This window comes from Sphingomonas sp. CFBP 13714 (assembly GCF_014842205.1).
GTDB classification, from domain to species: domain Bacteria; phylum Pseudomonadota; class Alphaproteobacteria; order Sphingomonadales; family Sphingomonadaceae; genus Sphingomonas; species Sphingomonas aerolata.
The window spans coordinates 131,452-146,182 of record NZ_JACYVG010000006.1; the positions used below are offsets into that span (position 1 = coordinate 131,452).

Here is a 14,731-nt window from a genome sequence, read left to right on the forward strand (position 1 = left end):
TCAGTAGTTGAACTGCAACTGCGTGCGGATCAGATCGCCCTCCGCCCGGCCCTCGCGGCGTTCGTCGGCCTCGCGCCGCGTCATCCGCGCATAGGCGACCGTCAGCTCGATTGGTGGGGTCGGCTGGAATTCGATCCCCAGCTCGAACTCGTCGGTCTCGAGCCGCGGCGCATTGGGGAGCGCTTTCCACCCGCCACGATAATATTGCCGGCGGGCATAGGGCATGAACGGACCGAGCGGCGACGACCGCACGCGCGCCATCGCCTGGACATAGCCGCCGTTGAGCCGCTTGGTCGTAATCGACTGCGACACGTCGTCATATTCGGGGCCGCGACCCCAGTTCCACTCCGCCTGGAACCCGAAGGGCCGCGGATAGAGGATCGCGTGGACGCCGAACCGCTCGTCGGCAAAGCTCGTGTCGCTGACCCCGCCGCTGCGCAGTTCGGGCTGGACGCGATTACGGATGGCCGCCGCGCCGACCTCTAACACCTGTCCGCTGAACGCCCCGCCAAGCCCGTCCAGCGCGAACGGCCACGTCGCCATCGCCACCGTCATCGCGCCGTCATTGGTCTCGGCACGGCTGATCCCCTGGCCGTTATAGACGCCGAGTGCGAACGCGCCGTAATTGCCGAACAGTTTCTGGCCGTCCTCCTCGAGGCGGTCCCATATCCGTTGCACGCCGGTGGGCGTGTAATAGGCGACGATGCCCAGATCGCGCTCCCCGGGCACCGCGCTGTTGATCCCGTCGCTGCGATCGATCGTGATGCGATTCGACGAGGACTGCATATTCTCCCAGCCGAATGGCACCTTCGACTGCCCGAACCGCAGCCGGAAGCGGCGATCCGCGTCGAGGAACGTGTCGACATAGGCGTCGCGCAGCTGGGCAAAGCCCTCGCGTCGCTCGCCGACCGACTGGTTACTGACGTTCACCGCGAAGTCGGGCTGGAGATAAAAGGACACCCGGTCGGTCAGGTCGCCCTGCAGGACCAGCCGGACGCGGCGGAGCGAGAAGCCGGTATTGTCGCCGATGCTGCCGTCATGCACCGACCGCAACCGCGACCGGCCGTCCGGCGCGGTGCGATCGCCCGACACGATCTCGTTGAACCGCATCTGCGTATAGCCGCGGATCGCGATGCGATCATACCAGGCGCGCTTCGGCTCGGGCGTCGCCGCGGCCAATTGCGTCGAGGGGGCGGCCGCTGGTGCCGGCTTCGGAGCGGGCGCGGGCGTTGCTGCAACCGCGACCGGCGCGGTAACGGGCGCGGGGACTGGTGCAGTGACCGGCGCCGTCCGGGCAATCGGTCCCATCTGCGCGGCCTTGAGCTCGGCAATCGTCGCCTTCAGTTCGTCGATCTGGCGTTGCAGGTCCTGCACCGACTGCGCCTGCGCCGCCGTACCCGACAGCGCGATCGATCCTACCAACGCAATCCGCGCATGGCGGCCGGCGCGGCGCGCGCGGATCGCAGCGCGGTTCCGCTCGTCATCATGGTCCCGGCGCTGTGACTCGACGGACGTACCGCGCGGAAAAGGCTGCCGAATTTGGTTCATGCCGCGCCCCATGACGGCCCGGCACGCCGGCTGCAACGGCAAAAACGCTCTCTGCGTGCGCGCGCTCTTGCCGCCATCGACCATCCGCGCGAAAGCAGCGGCGAAAAGGGGAATGTCTCATGTCCGTCATGTCCGACCGCTGGATTCGCGAACGCGCGCTGGGCGATGCGATGATCGAGCCATTTCACGAGGCGCAGCGCCGCGATGGCTGTATCAGCTACGGGCTGTCCTCCTATGGCTATGACGCGCGCGTCGCCGACGAGTTCAAGATCTTCACCAATGTCGACAGTGCGATCGTCGATCCGAAGAATTTCGACGCGAACAGCTTCGTCGACCGCAAGACCGATGTCTGCATCATCCCGCCGAACAGCTTTGCGCTGGCGCGGACGGTCGAATATTTCCGCATTCCGCGCGACACGCTGGTGATCTGTCTGGGCAAATCGACCTATGCGCGCTGCGGGATCATCGTCAACGTCACCCCGCTCGAACCCGAATGGGAGGGCCATGTGACGCTAGAATTCTCCAACACCACGCCGCTCCCCGCGAAGATCTACGCGAACGAGGGCGCCTGCCAGTTCCTGTTCCTGCGCGGCAATGAGCCGTGCGAGATCAGCTATGCCGACCGCGCGGGCAAATATATGGGCCAGCGCGGGGTCACCCTGCCCCGCCTCTGACCGCCTCAGGCGTCGACCGCACGAGGTCGACGCCTCTGCCTCACTACCGCAACCACAGAACCGGCGCCGGACGAGCGCAACGGCCCTCGTTTAGCGCGTGGCGATCTGTACCGGGGCCACGCCGAGCGCGCGCCGTGCCAGGTCATGCGACGAGGCCACCGCACCCGAGGGAAGGTCCATCGCGATGTCGCGGCGTTCGAGCACCCGCTTGTACAGCGCCCGTGCGTCCGCCTCGCGGCCCGTCCGGCGATAGACCGCGGCAAGGTTGAGCATCAGTTCGGGGCGACCCGGATAGACCGCCTGTTCCGCCAGGATATGGCGTTCGGCCGCGGCAAGATCGCCCGACACGATCGCCTGGTAGCCATTCTGATCCGCCGCGAGCGCCGGTGCTGCCGCGCCGACAAGGGCAAGAACTACAAAGCCGAATTTGCGCATCATCCCGTCTCCATCGCCCTTCTGAGTCGAAAGGTTTCACTTTTGTGACACTGTTGTGTCACTTCAATGACTGTGGCGCAATATGAGATTTTTACGGATATGGCCCTGGTAAGGCCGTGAGGTGCGCGCGCGACATGCCGGCGCTCTTTCTAACCTCCGGTGTCATGGACGTCGGACATGCAAAAGGGGCGGCCCTTGCGGACCGCCCCTGGCATCGTATCGATCGTGTCGCGTGACTTAGAAGTCGTTGCGATACTGCTCGTTACCGATGAAGCCGAGCTTCGTGATCGAAGACCGCTTCACGACGGCCAGCGTGCGATCGACGACTTCGTACCGCGCCTGCGGGTCCGGCTGGAAGTGAAGTTCCGGCTCGGGGTTCATGCCCGCGGTCTGGTCCAGATACTGGCGCAGCGTCACCTCGTCGACCGGCGACCCGTTCCAGGCCACCGTGCCCGATGCGTCGATCGAGATCTTGTTCTTCTCGGGGTCGATCGGGTTCTGCGGCGGGTTCTTGCTGTTGACCGGAAGGTCGACCTTGACCGCGTGCGTCTGGATCGGGATCGTGATGATGAACATGATGAGGAGAACGAGCAGGACGTCGATCAACGGCGTCATGTTCATTTCCATCATCGGCCCGTCATCTTCTTTGCCGCCGCCCATTGCCATTCTATACTACTCCTAAATACGTCCGAGCGATCGTCAGCGTTCGGTGGTGCCGCCGGGGGGCGGCTCGGAGATGAAGCCGACGCGGGCGAAGCCGGCGCGCTGCATCGTGTAGATCGTGCCGCCGATGCACTTGTACGGCGTGTTCACGTCGCCGCGAATATGCGCCTCGGGCAGCTCAAGACCTGCGGCATTCACGCCACCCTGACGGTCGATCTCGGTCTTCAGCTTGGCGACCGCGCGATCGAGCAGCTCGGTCGAGGTGACCGGGGTCATGTTCCAATACACTGCACAGCTGCCATCGCCATTTGTCGTCACCGACAGCGAGACATTTTCGGGCTTGGTCGTGGTCGGATCAAATTTGACCTCGGGGAGCTTCAGCTGCACCGCCTGGACCGCGACGGTCGTCGTCACCAGAAAGATGATCAGGAGCACGAGCATGACGTCGACCAGCGGCGTCGTATTGATGTCCGATATCGATTTCTCGGTGGAATCGCCACCAACACTCATCGCCATGTGCGAACTATCCTATTCTTTAATCGCCACCGGCACCGCCGGCGGGAAGGAAGCGGAGCTGCCGCGAACGGCAGCCCCGCCTTTCTCGCGTCTTAGTTAGCGCGCGGCACGCCACCGGTCTGACCGGCAGTCGTGGTCGCCGTAGCAGGCTTGGCCACAACCGGCTTGACGCCCGAAGCGGTGATCGGACGCACGGCACCGTTCGATGCCAGGAAGCCGAGCACGTCGTTCGAGAAGGCCGACAGGTCCTCTGCGATCGACTTGTTGCGACGCTGCAGCCAGTTGTACGACAGCACGGCAGGAACCGCGACGACGAGACCCAGTGCGGTCATGATCAGTGCTTCACCGACCGGCCCTGCGACCTTGTCGATCGATGCCTGACCCGATGCACCGATCTTCACGAGTGCGCGGTAGATGCCGATAACCGTACCGAACAGACCGATGAACGGCGAAACCGAACCGACCGTTGCGAGGAAGGCGAGACCGCCACCCAGCTTCGAGTTGATCGCAGCTTCCGAACGCGCGAGCGAACCGTGCAGCCAGTCATGCGCCTCGACCGGATCGGTCAGCTTCGAATGCTGCTCCTGAGCGGCCAGGCCGTCGTCGACGATCTGCTTGTAGGCCGAGTTCTTCTCGAGCTTGGCCGAACCTTCGCGAAGGCTGTTTGACGACCAGAAGGCCTGACGGACGCGCTTGCCCTGACCGATGATCTTCTGCTGCTCGAACAGCTTGGAGAACAGGATGTAGAACGAAACCACCGACATCAGCACCAGAATGCCGAACACGGTCTGGGAGATGAGACCGCCTTCGCGAAGTGCCGCTTCGAGGCCGTACGGGTTGGCTTCGGCTGCTGCGGGCGCCGCCGCGGCAAGGATAGTGGTGAACATGGTCGGATGATCCTCTTAAGATTCGTTGGTCTAAGTGCGCCGAGACGCAGATTAATTTTCCGGCAACGTCCACCGGATACGCTGCGTCGCACTCGAACGCATCGGGTTCCCGGCCTGATCGAGCGCCGGCGAGTAGCGACCACGTCGCGTCATCGCAGCACAGGCTGCCCGATCGAGAGCAGGCGAACCGCTCGACGACGTCACGGTGCAGTTCTCGACACGACCCTGGGCATTAATGTCCCAGCGCATCGCGACCGCACCCTGTTCGCCGGCACGGATCGCGCTCGGCGGATAGTCGTCCTGGCTCACCCACGTAGCCGGATTACCCTTGGCGCCCGCGGCCTTGCTGACCGTCGGTGCTGCTGGCGGGGCCGGCGGCGCTGGCGGCGCGGGAGGCGCCGGCGGTGCCGTTGGCTGGCTCAGCGGGATGATGTTCGACGTCGTGATCGCCGGAGCGGGCGACGGCGTAACAACGACCGGCGGCGGCACGACGACGGTGGTCGGCGGCGGCGGCAGGTTGGGCTGGTCAGGCGGCGGCGGCGGGGGCTCGTCGGGCGGAGGCGGCGGTGGCGGCGGCTCCACGTCGAACGTGTTTAACTTTTCGGTGGCCTTTTTCACGTATTGAAACGCGAGGCCGGTGACGAAAGCATAGCCCAAGGCAGCATGAATCAGCGCGACGATGACGATCGCGACGATTTTGCCTGAGGACATCTTCTGGTCAACATAGGCCATTCAGCAACGACACTCCCTTATTCTGTCTGCCTTCACGCAGTCGCGCATGGGGGCAGGCGCAACGCAAACGTGTGCCGTGAAGCAAAAATTCCACGCGGCAGTGCGCAATGTCTATCGCCACGCCATGCGACACGCAAACGCTTTGTCGGACGCAACAAACGTACAAGCGTATGATGGCAATTTTATTTCTGTAACGTTCATGCGCCATCGCGTAGCCCATGGCGATGATATCCCCACGTTCCATCCCGCCGCTCATGACCCTCTTCGCCGTCATCGCCGCGGCCCCGATCGTTGCGCAAACGGCCCCCCCGCCGCAATCCGTGCCGACCGCGCCGCAGCAAAACAGCGCCGGCGACTCGACGACGCTGACCCCCGAACAGCTTGATCGGCAATGGGAAGGCGCGCGCGATGCAGCGCCCGCTGGAGTGGCTGGCGCGGAGCCGGCCCAGCCCGCGGCCGCCGACCAAGGCGCGGGCTATGCGGACCTTGCGGATCTCGTTCTCGCCGCGCCGGTGATCGCCGACGCGACGATTCGCTCGACCGCGCGGATCAAGGGCGCAGAGGCGGCGGATGTCGCACCCGGGCTCGTCCGGTTCTATGTCGAGGCCGACGTGACCGCGCTGATTCGCGGCAGTGGTGGTGTGGCCCCAAGACTCGGCTATCTGCTTGATGTTGCGCCGGATTCCAACGGTCGCCTACCAAAGCTGAAAAAGGCGCGGGTGCTGCTGTTTGCACGTACCGCCGGAACGTCGACCGCCCAGATCCAGCTCGTCGCGCGTGACGCGCAACGCGACTGGACGCCGGCCCTCGACGCGCAGGTCCGCCGCATCGCCCGCGAGGTGCTCGCCGCCGACGCGCCGCCCGTCATCACCGGGATCGGCAACGCCTTTCACGTGCCGGGCGCCCTGCCCGGCGAAGGCGAAACGCAGATCTTTCTGACCACTTCGGATCAGCGCCCCGTCTCGCTGTCGATCCTGCGGCGGCCCGGCGAGCAACCCCGCTGGGCCGTTGCGCTGAGCGAGATCGTCGACGAGGCCGCGGCCCCTCCGCCGCGTGGTTCGCTGTTGTGGTACCGGCTAGCCTGCGCGCTTCCAGCCGCGATGCCGGATCGCAGCGTCGCGTCGATGGCAGCCACCGACGCCGTGATCGCGCGTGAGGATTATCAATTCGTTCTGCGTGCGCTCGGCCCCTGCGGACGTAGCCCGCGGCGCTGACCGGACCGCCGATCAAGGGCCGGCTCAGCGGATCTCGAGGATCTGCCCGGTCGTCGACAGGGCGGTCTCAAGGTAGCCGATCGCCGCTTCGACATCGACGGCCCGCGCCCCATTATGGGACAGGACGGCGTTGATTCGCGTCACCGGCGCCGCCTCGATCGCAAGCGGCGCGATCGCGGCGCGGGCCTGGGCGGCAAAAAGCGAATCGCTGCTTTCGCGAATCACCACGACCAGGCTGTCGTCGGTGCCCAGTCGCGCGCGCGCGTCGCGCACGCACGCCGCGATATCGTTACGCTCGCTCAAGATCAGCCGCACGATCTCACCGACGATGCCGCACGAGCGTCACGCCGATCGCCTCGCCCGCTTCGGCGATCGCCAGCTTGACGATCTTCACCGCGACCCGCTGAACACGCGCGTCCTGCAGGAACAGCGTCTCGCAGATATGGTCGGCAACGGCCTCGATCAGCGTGAAATGCACGCCCGTCGGCAAGGCCGTGGTCGCGGCATGTTTCAGATCGAGATAGTTTTTCGACGCCGACAAGGGCGTGTCGGGATCGAACCGGCTCGGGCAGGTGAGATCGACGGTGAGCGAAATCCGCAGCGGCTGGGGCAGATGCGTCTCCTCCGAATAGATTCCGGTGAGCACCTGCACTTCCATGTCGTGCACTTCGAGCTGAAGACTGTCTTGCATCGCCGCGCTCTAGCAGAGCCGCGACCGTAGGGAAGGCCCGGGGCGGACGCGCCGCTGCGCCGGTTCCGCTTGCGTTCGGCGACGTGCTGCGTAAAGCGCGCGGCCCCGGACGTTCCTGCGCCGGCGCTGGAGAAGCCGGTGTTCGAACTCGTCCCCTTGAACGCCGTCCCGGATGCCGAAGTCGAGGCGCTGCTCGACCGCGCGTTCGGGCAGGATCGTCATGGCCGGACCGCCTATATGATCCGCGGCGATGGAATCGCGATCCCGACGCTCAGCTTCGCCGCCGTGTCGGGCGACGTGCTGCTCGGCTCGATCCAGTGCTGGCCGATCGCGCTCATGACCGCAAATGCGGCATTGCCGCTGGTGATGGTCGGCCCGGTCGCGGTCGCGCCGGGGCATCAGGGCGACGGCATTGGCCGGGCGCTGGTAGCGCGCGCGCTCGAGGTCGCCGCGGCGAGCGATCTGGGTGACGCGCTGATGCTGATCGGCGATCCGGACTATTATGGCCGGTTCTTCGGCTTTTCCGCCGAGCGCACAGTTGCGTGGCAGGCACCGGGTCCGGTCGAACGTCACCGGCTTCTTGCACTAGGGGGGGCCGTACCCGACGACGCTGGAATGCTTGGCCCGCGCCCAGGCGCAGCCGGCTGACGACGCCGCAGCGCGGCTTGGCGCTTCGCCTGCCGCGAGACTTTACGAGAGGCCATGCGCACCCTACCTCGCGCTCATGCCTATGGACCCCCTCCCCGATCTTGCCTCGCTGAGCCTCGCCGAAATCGCCCGGCTCGCCGACGAGCAGAAACTGCCGCCCGTGGACAAATGGAATCCGTCGCATTGTGGCGACAGCGAGATGCGGATCGCGCGCGACGGGACCTGGTATCATCAGGGCACGCCGATCGGCCGCGAGGCGATGGTCCGGCTCTTCTCGACGATCCTCAGGCGCGAACCATCGGGCAGCTATGTCCTGGTCACCCCGGTCGAGAAGCTCGACATCGTCGTCGAAGACGTCCCGTTCGTTGCGGTCGAGGTGAAGATCGATGGCGAGGGTCCGGCGACCAGGCTGACCTTCCGGCTCAACACCGGCGACCTCGTCACCGCGGGCGCCGCGCACCCGATCCGCTTCGTCGAGGATGAGGACGGCCCGCGGCCCTATCTGATGGTTCGCGGCGGGATGGAGGCGGTGGTCGCACGGCCGGTCTATTACGAGCTCGCCGACCGCGCGATTGCCGGCGGCGAGTCGCCGGTCGGACTATGGAGCGACGGCCAGTTCTTCCCGCTCGAACCCGCGATGCCGTCGCCCGAAGACATCGCCGCGTGACGCTCGCTGATCGGCTGCGCAGCGCGCTGTCGCGGGGTGTCGAGCCGGGCATGATCCTGCTTACCGGCGACCGTGACGATATCGATCTGCCGCCCGGCGATACGCTGCTGCCCGCGGCAGTGCTGATCGCGGTGACCGATCGTGCCGAACCCGGGGTGATCCTGACCCAACGGACCGAGACGATGCGCAAGCATGCGGGCCAGATCGCCTTTCCCGGCGGCCGGATCGATCCCGGCGAGGATATCGTCACCGCCGCGCTGCGCGAGGCCGAGGAAGAGATCGCATTGCCCCGCGAACGCGTGACCGTCATCGGCCAGGCCGATACCTATCGCACCGTCACCGGCTTCCAGGTGACGCCGGTGATCGGCGTCATTCCCCCCGACCTGGTGCTCCACCCGAGCGAGGCCGAGGTTGCAAACGTGTTCGAGGTTCCGCTCGAATTCCTGCTCGACTCGGGCAATCATGTCGAAGCCAGCGTCGAGTGGCAGGGTCATGAGCGGCATTATTACGAGATCATCTGGAACGACCGCCGCATCTGGGGCGCGACCGCGGCGATGATCGTCAATCTGAGGCGACGACTGCAATGGGCATGAGCCTTCCCGATGCCGCCTGGCGGACGCGCCCCGCCCTCGCCGCGCTGACCGCCGTGCTGGGCGGCGCGTCGGCGCAGTCGCGGTTCGTCGGCGGGGCGGTGCGCGACACGCTGCTCGGCCTGGCACCAGCCGATACCGGCGCGATCGACATCGACATCGCGACGAGCCTCCCCCCGCAGGAAGTGCTCGAACGGCTCGAGGATGCGCGGATCCGCGCAGTTCCCACCGGGCTCGCGCATGGCACGATCACCGCGGTGACCGAGGGGGGAACCGTCGAGATCACGACGCTGCGCCGCGACGTCGCGACCGATGGGCGGCATGCGACGATCGCCTATACCGATGACTGGCGCGAGGATGCGGCGCGCCGCGATTTCACGATCAACGCGCTCTATGCCGATCCCGTCAGCGGTGAGATCTTCGACTATTTCGGTGGCCTGGACGATCTGTCCGCAGGGCGCGTGCGCTTCATCGGCGATCCGTTGCAGCGAATTGCGGAGGATCATCTGCGGATCCTGCGCTTCTTCCGCTTTCACGCGCGGTTCGGCAACGAGATCGACGATGCCGGGCTGGAGGCGTGCACCGCCCGCGCGAACGACCTGATGGCGCTGTCCCGCGAACGGATCGCCGCCGAACTGCTCAAGCTGCTCGTCGCCGCGCGCGCCGTCGCGGTGATCGCGCTGATGGTCGAGCGCGGTATCTGGCGCGCTGTGCTGCCCGAGATCGACGCCGACGGGGTCGCGCGGCTGGCCGCGTTGGTCGATCACGAACATGCCGCCGGCATTGCGCCCGATCCGATCCGCCGTCTGGCCGCATTGATCCCCGCCCGCGACGGCGATGTGGTCGCTGCACGGCTGAAACTGTCGAACACCAATCGCAAACGCGTCGTCGCGGCGACGCAGGGGATTGGGGACGAAGGCCCGCGCGCACTCGCCTATCGCCACGGCGTGGCTGGCGCGATCGACCGGTTGCTGATCGCAGGCGCGGACGTCGCGCCGATTGCCGACTGGTCGCCGCCGGCATTTCCGATCAGCGGCGGCGCGCTGGTCGAACGCGGCCTGCGCAAGGGCCCCGACGTCGCGGCGATGCGCCGACGGATCGAGACCCAGTGGATCGCGGAGGGCTTTCCCGATCAGGCCCGGGTCGACGCGATCGCGGACAAGGCGGTCACCGAAACGCTCGCCTGAGACTTCAGGCCAGAATCGGGACCCGGCTGAAGATCGACTCGAACGCCTGAGCCGCCTCGAGCGGCCGCGCGAAGACATAGCCCTGGCCATAGGTGCATCCGAGCGCCGCGAGCGTCTGGGCCAAGTCGCCCGTCTCGATCCCCTCCGCGGTCGTCTGCATGTTAAGCGCCTGTGCGAGACTGAGGATCGCGCGGACGATCGACACCTTGTCGCGGTCCGCCAGCATCCCCGTCACAAAGCTCCGGTCGATCTTCAGCACATCGATCGGCAGTTTCTGGAGATAGGCGAGATTGGAATAGCCGGTGCCGAAATCGTCCATGGCGAGCGTCGTGCCGAGATCCTTCAGCGCGTGCATCGCCTGCGCGATCCGGTCCGGGTCGGACACGATCGCACTTTCGGTCAATTCGAGTGTGAACCGATCGCCGCCGAGGCGCGAGCGAGACAGCGCCGACTCGACCACCGGCGCGATCGCATCGCGCTGCAGCTGGATCGCGGACAGGTTCACCGCGACGCGAACGCCGCAATGCCCGCCGGCACGCACGTCCCACGCCGCCAGCGTCCGCGCCGCCGCATCGATCGCCCAGCGCCCCAGTGGAACGATCAGCCCCGATTCCTCGGCAACCGGAATGAACTGTGTCGGCGGGATCTCGCGACCATCCTCGTCGGTCCACCGCGCCAGCGCCTCGAACGCGACAATACGCCCGGTCGCAAGGTCGCAGATCGGCTGATAGGCGAGCCGCAGCCGGTCATTCTCGATCGCGCGACGCAGCGCGGTCTCCATGCCGAACTGTTCGCGCGCGATCACGAATTCCTGGCGCTGATAGCATTCGGTCCGACCCGTCGCCTTGCCGCGCTTCACCGCGAACTGCGCGTGGCGGATCATCTCGGCCGTGTCGCCGGTCTCGTCCCGACCATAGGCGATGCCGATCGAGCATTCGACCCGGATCTCGTAATCGGTCAGGCGGAACGGCGCGATCAGCGCGCGCTGGATCCGGTCGGCGAGACGCAGTGCCTCTGCGGGATCCTCGTCGATCGTCATCAGTACCGCAAACTGCCCGCCGCCGACCCGCGCCAGCGTATCGCGCACCCGCAGCGCGCCCTTGATCCGCCGCGCGACGGTGATCAGCATCTCGTCGCCGACCAGCGATCCCAGGCACGCGTTCAGCCGCCCGAACCGGTCGATATCGATCGCCAGGACCGCGCGCGCGGCGTGATCCTCGACCGCCTCGACCAGATCCTCGAACCCTTCGCGGTTGAGCAGCCCGGTCAGGCTGTCAGTGGTCATCTCGCGCCGCATGCTGCGTTCGGTATGGATCTGCGAGGTCCGGTCGACGAAGCTCAGCGTGCACCGGTCGTGGATCGCTGCGCTGCTCCGCGCGATCGTCACCCGGTAATGCCGGCAATCGATCGTGTCACCAAAGGCCCAGTCGAAGTCGAGTCGGGTCTGCGACGTCAGCAGAAAGGCGATGATCCGATCGCCCAGATCGGCGATCATCGGCGACCGCGTCGCGATGACGCCCAGCCCGGCGAGGCGATAGGCCCGGTTCATCGCGAACAGCTCGAGCCCACCATTCTCGAGCGTCAGGTGGACCATCGGAATCGGGCTCAGCTCGAGGCCGCGCGCGACGAGTTCAGCCGAGACGGTTGCCGGTTGTTCGGCCTCGTGAAGAACCCATTCCATAGTCCTGCCTAACCCGGCTTCGTTAAGGCCGCGTGAAATTTACAAAAGACCCAAAACGAGTACGATTATTTCAACGCCGGTTCAGACAGCCCGGCACCAGTCCGCAACGACCCGGCCGCTGGCCCCCGGTTTACCCTAGAGCCAGATCGCGATGGTCAGCACGCATCGCCATAGCATAGACGAATTTCAGCCGAATCGGTTGTCGCGGGGAAAACCTGTGGGGGGCATCCGCCCGGCCGCGCCGCGCGCCGTACGCCACGGCCCCAGATCCGCCTCGGTCCGCGTGCGCTTGGTCTCGCCGCCCATCGCCCAGCTCAAGCCGTTGGCGAACACAAAGGTGATCGCATCCGCCAGCCCGCCATCGCGGTAACGCTGGAGCTGTACCCCCTGCCCGCGATTCATCTCGACCAGCTCGTTGATCGGGAACACCAGCAGCTTGCGGTTGTCGCCGATCGCCGCGACATAATCGTCCGCGGGGTCGACCGGGCGGACCAGCTTCACCTTCTCGCCGATCCGCGGCGTCATCACCGTCTTGCCCTTGCGCGTCTCCGCGATCACGTCCGCCGCGGTCGCGATGAACGCGCGGCCATCGGTCGCCGCCACCATCAGCTTGGCCTGCCGCGCCGCAGGCAAGAGCGCGACGATCCCGACGCTGCCGTCGAGGTCGATCATCGCGCGTACCGGCTCGCCAAAGCCGCGCCCGCCCGGCAGCTTGTCGGCCGCCAGCGTGAAGAACCGCCCATTCTCCGCCGCCAGCAGCAGCTTGTCCGTCGTCTGCGCGTGGAAGGCGAAGGCGGGGCCGTCGCCCTCCTTGAACTTCAGCGCCTCGGGGCTGGCCAGATCATTGTGCCCGCGCATCGCCCGGATCCAGCCGCGCTGCGACAGGATCACCGTGATTGGCTCGCGTTCGATCATCGCCTCGAGCGGAATGTCGCGGGTCGGGGCGGCCTCCTCGATCGTGGTGCGCCGCTTGCCGAGCAGCGTCTCGGCGCCATAGCGGTCGCGGATCTTGCGCAGGTCCGCCTTCATCCGCTTCTTCTGCAGCTTGGGATCGGCGAGCAACGCGGTCAGCGTCGCCTGTTCCTTGTCGAGCTTGTCGCGCTCGGTCTTGATCTCGAACTCTTCGAGCCGGCGAAGCGACCGCAGCCGCATGTTCAGGATCGCCTCCGCCTGACGATCGGTCAGGTTGAACTCGGCGATCATCACCTTTTTCGGCTCGTCCTCGGTGCGGATGATCTCGATCACGCGGTCGAGATTGAGATAGGCGATCAGATAGCCGTCGAGCAGTTCGATCCGGTCGGCGATCTTCTCCAGCCGGTGCTGGGTCCGCCGCGTCAGCACGACGAACTGATGCTCGACCCAGGCCGACAATGCCTCGCGCAGCGACATCACGCGCGGCGTGCGATCCTTGTCGAGCACGTTGAGGTTGAGGCTGACCCGCGTCTCAAGATCGGTCAGCCGGAACAGACCGTCCATCAGCACCTGCGGATCGACCGTCCGGCTCCGCGGTTCCAGCACGATGCGGATCTCGGCGTCCGATTCGTCGCGCACGTCCGCCAGGATCGGGAGGCGCTTGGCGTTGATCAGGTCGGCGATCTGTTCGATCAGCTTGCCCTTCTGCACGCCATACGGGATCTCGGACACGATCAGCGTCCACATCCCGCCCTTTTCGCGCTCGATCTCCCAACGCGCGCGCACCCGGAACCCGCCGCGCCCGGTGGCATAGGACTCGCGGATCACCGCGGGCGGATCGACGACCAGCCCGCCGGTCGGAAAGTCCGGCCCCGTCACATGCGCCAGGATCGCGTCATTGTCGGCATCGGGCTGATCAACCAGCAGGATCGCCGCCTCGATCAGCTCGGCGGCGTTGTGCGGCGGGATGCTCGTCGCCATCCCGACCGCGATCCCGCTCGCGCCATTGGCGAGCAGATTGGGGAACATGCCGGGGAACAGCTCGGGCTCCTCGTCCTCACCATTATAGGTCGGGCGAAGATTGGCCGCATCCTCGTCGAGCCCGTCCATCAGGTCGACCGCGACCTGGGTCAGCCGCGCCTCGGTATAGCGATAGGCGGCGGCGTTATCCCCGTCGATATTGCCGAAATTGCCCTGCCCGTCGACCAGCGGATAGCGCAGCGAAAACGTCTGCGCGAGCCGGACCATCGCGTCATAGACCGACTGGTCGCCATGCGGATGATATTTGCCGATCACGTCGCCGACGACGCGCGCGCATTTTTTGTAGCCCTGGCTCGGATCGAGCTTCAGCAGCCGCATCGCCCAGAGCAGCCGCCGGTGCACCGGCTTCATCCCGTCGCGCACATCGGGCAACGACCGCGCGGTGATCGTCGAGAGCGCATAGACGAGGTACCGCTCGCTCAGCGCGCTGTCGAACGGAGCGTCGACGATGGAATCGAAGGGATCTTTGAAATCGGTGACCATAGTTGCCTTGTGGATAGCAAGCGCGGCCCAAAGGTTCCACTGTTGTTCTCAACACCCCGACCAGAACGCCCTGTCCTCATCCCCTGCCCGTCACCCTGACGAACGTCAGGACCCACGATCCAAGCCTCCCACCGATATTGCGTCCACCCGCCACGTCCGCCA

General features: G+C 66.1%; 16 protein-coding genes. 6 read left to right on the forward strand and 10 right to left on the reverse strand.

The genetic code is table 11. The features are described 5' to 3' along the window. Entirely contained in the window at positions 1 to 1,548 is a 1,548-nt protein-coding gene (locus IFT54_RS14620) for a porin (RefSeq protein ID WP_192071195.1), read from the reverse strand. 119 nt (positions 1,549 to 1,667) lie between these two features. Between IFT54_RS14620 and dcd the strand changes: the two genes are divergently transcribed. After that, a complete protein-coding gene (dcd, locus tag IFT54_RS14625) occupies positions 1,668 to 2,222 on the forward strand; it encodes a dCTP deaminase (RefSeq protein ID WP_031395819.1) in 555 nt (184 codons plus the stop codon). Between the two features lie 90 nt (positions 2,223 to 2,312). Here the strand turns inward: dcd and IFT54_RS14630 are convergent, their stop codons facing one another. From IFT54_RS14630 to IFT54_RS14650, 5 genes are all read right to left on the reverse strand, one after another. After that, positions 2,313 to 2,660 (reverse strand): tetratricopeptide repeat protein, encoded by a 348-nt coding sequence (locus IFT54_RS14630; protein ID WP_235516361.1) that lies wholly within the window; start codon positions 2,658 to 2,660, stop codon positions 2,313 to 2,315. A gap of 234 nt (positions 2,661 to 2,894) precedes the next feature. Further along, positions 2,895 to 3,323, reverse strand: coding sequence for an ExbD/TolR family protein (locus tag IFT54_RS14635; RefSeq protein WP_031395817.1), 429 nt, complete (start codon positions 3,321 to 3,323; stop codon positions 2,895 to 2,897). 33 nt (positions 3,324 to 3,356) lie between these two features. Continuing rightward, complete coding sequence (locus tag IFT54_RS14640; RefSeq protein WP_031395816.1) at positions 3,357 to 3,836, reverse strand: ExbD/TolR family protein; 480 nt, start codon at positions 3,834 to 3,836, stop codon at positions 3,357 to 3,359. A gap of 92 nt (positions 3,837 to 3,928) precedes the next feature. Beyond that, positions 3,929 to 4,723, reverse strand: a complete 795-nt coding sequence (locus tag IFT54_RS14645; RefSeq protein ID WP_031395815.1) for a MotA/TolQ/ExbB proton channel family protein — start codon at positions 4,721 to 4,723, stop codon at positions 3,929 to 3,931. Between the two features lie 51 nt (positions 4,724 to 4,774). Then, positions 4,775 to 5,455, reverse strand: a complete 681-nt coding sequence (locus IFT54_RS14650; RefSeq protein ID WP_056406249.1) for an energy transducer TonB — start codon at positions 5,453 to 5,455, stop codon at positions 4,775 to 4,777. Between the two features lie 254 nt (positions 5,456 to 5,709). On the opposite strand from IFT54_RS14650, the gene IFT54_RS14655 reads away from it, so the two are divergent. Further along, positions 5,710 to 6,669, forward strand: a complete 960-nt coding sequence (locus IFT54_RS14655) for a hypothetical protein (RefSeq protein ID WP_244649059.1) — start codon at positions 5,710 to 5,712, stop codon at positions 6,667 to 6,669. 24 nt (positions 6,670 to 6,693) lie between these two features. Here IFT54_RS14655 and IFT54_RS14660 read toward each other — a convergent pair whose 3' ends face one another. Continuing rightward, positions 6,694 to 6,984 (reverse strand): Rossmann fold domain-containing protein, encoded by a 291-nt coding sequence (locus IFT54_RS14660; protein ID WP_192071196.1) that lies wholly within the window; start codon positions 6,982 to 6,984, stop codon positions 6,694 to 6,696. A 4-nt stretch (positions 6,985 to 6,988) separates the two neighbouring features. Continuing rightward, positions 6,989 to 7,360: a dihydroneopterin aldolase gene (locus IFT54_RS14665; protein WP_031395199.1), complete on the reverse strand. Its 372-nt coding sequence runs from the start codon at positions 7,358 to 7,360 to the stop codon at positions 6,989 to 6,991. Positions 7,361 to 7,498: 138 nt separating this feature from the next. Between IFT54_RS14665 and IFT54_RS14670 the strand changes: the two genes are divergently transcribed. From IFT54_RS14670 to IFT54_RS14685, 4 genes are all read left to right on the forward strand, one after another. After that, a complete protein-coding gene (locus IFT54_RS14670) occupies positions 7,499 to 8,008 on the forward strand; it encodes a GNAT family N-acetyltransferase (RefSeq protein ID WP_192071197.1) in 510 nt (169 codons plus the stop codon). A 76-nt stretch (positions 8,009 to 8,084) separates the two neighbouring features. Beyond that, on the forward strand, positions 8,085 to 8,675 hold the full coding sequence (locus IFT54_RS14675; RefSeq protein ID WP_192071198.1) for a DUF1285 domain-containing protein: 591 nt from the start codon (positions 8,085 to 8,087) through the stop codon (positions 8,673 to 8,675). Continuing rightward, positions 8,672 to 9,268 carry a CoA pyrophosphatase gene (locus tag IFT54_RS14680; RefSeq protein WP_031440742.1) on the forward strand — a complete coding sequence of 199 codons (597 nt, stop codon included), beginning with the start codon at positions 8,672 to 8,674 and terminating at the stop codon, positions 9,266 to 9,268. Before IFT54_RS14675 ends, IFT54_RS14680 begins: the two co-directional genes overlap by 4 nt. Continuing rightward, positions 9,259 to 10,452: a CCA tRNA nucleotidyltransferase gene (locus IFT54_RS14685; protein WP_192071199.1), complete on the forward strand. Its 1,194-nt coding sequence runs from the start codon at positions 9,259 to 9,261 to the stop codon at positions 10,450 to 10,452. Before IFT54_RS14680 ends, IFT54_RS14685 begins: the two co-directional genes overlap by 10 nt. A gap of 4 nt (positions 10,453 to 10,456) precedes the next feature. Here IFT54_RS14685 and IFT54_RS14690 read toward each other — a convergent pair whose 3' ends face one another. Together IFT54_RS14690 and parC are read right to left on the reverse strand one after the other, a co-directional pair. Beyond that, complete coding sequence (locus IFT54_RS14690) at positions 10,457 to 12,133, reverse strand: putative bifunctional diguanylate cyclase/phosphodiesterase (RefSeq protein ID WP_192071200.1); 1,677 nt, start codon at positions 12,131 to 12,133, stop codon at positions 10,457 to 10,459. A gap of 186 nt (positions 12,134 to 12,319) precedes the next feature. Further along, complete coding sequence (parC, locus tag IFT54_RS14695; RefSeq protein WP_031439805.1) at positions 12,320 to 14,569, reverse strand: DNA topoisomerase IV subunit A; 2,250 nt, start codon at positions 14,567 to 14,569, stop codon at positions 12,320 to 12,322. Positions 14,570 to 14,731: the final 162 nt, after the last annotated feature.

Coding starts and splice junctions, on each gene's coding strand:
- IFT54_RS14675 (WP_192071198.1), top strand. CDS start 8,085: ATGCCTATGGACCCCCTCCCCGATCTTGCCTCGCTGAGCCTCGCCGAA.
- IFT54_RS14630 (WP_235516361.1), bottom strand. CDS start 2,660: ATGATGCGCAAATTCGGCTTTGTAGTTCTTGCCCTTGTCGGCGCGGCA.
- IFT54_RS14655 (WP_244649059.1), top strand. CDS start 5,710: ATGACCCTCTTCGCCGTCATCGCCGCGGCCCCGATCGTTGCGCAAACG.
- parC (WP_031439805.1), bottom strand. CDS start 14,569: ATGGTCACCGATTTCAAAGATCCCTTCGATTCCATCGTCGACGCTCCG.
- IFT54_RS14685 (WP_192071199.1), top strand. CDS start 9,259: ATGGGCATGAGCCTTCCCGATGCCGCCTGGCGGACGCGCCCCGCCCTC.
- IFT54_RS14650 (WP_056406249.1), bottom strand. CDS start 5,455: ATGGCCTATGTTGACCAGAAGATGTCCTCAGGCAAAATCGTCGCGATC.
- IFT54_RS14620 (WP_192071195.1), bottom strand. CDS start 1,548: ATGAACCAAATTCGGCAGCCTTTTCCGCGCGGTACGTCCGTCGAGTCA.
- dcd (WP_031395819.1), top strand. CDS start 1,668: ATGTCCGTCATGTCCGACCGCTGGATTCGCGAACGCGCGCTGGGCGAT.
- IFT54_RS14645 (WP_031395815.1), bottom strand. CDS start 4,723: ATGTTCACCACTATCCTTGCCGCGGCGGCGCCCGCAGCAGCCGAAGCC.
- IFT54_RS14640 (WP_031395816.1), bottom strand. CDS start 3,836: ATGGCGATGAGTGTTGGTGGCGATTCCACCGAGAAATCGATATCGGAC.
- IFT54_RS14635 (WP_031395817.1), bottom strand. CDS start 3,323: ATGGCAATGGGCGGCGGCAAAGAAGATGACGGGCCGATGATGGAAATG.
- IFT54_RS14665 (WP_031395199.1), bottom strand. CDS start 7,360: ATGCAAGACAGTCTTCAGCTCGAAGTGCACGACATGGAAGTGCAGGTG.
- IFT54_RS14690 (WP_192071200.1), bottom strand. CDS start 12,133: ATGGAATGGGTTCTTCACGAGGCCGAACAACCGGCAACCGTCTCGGCT.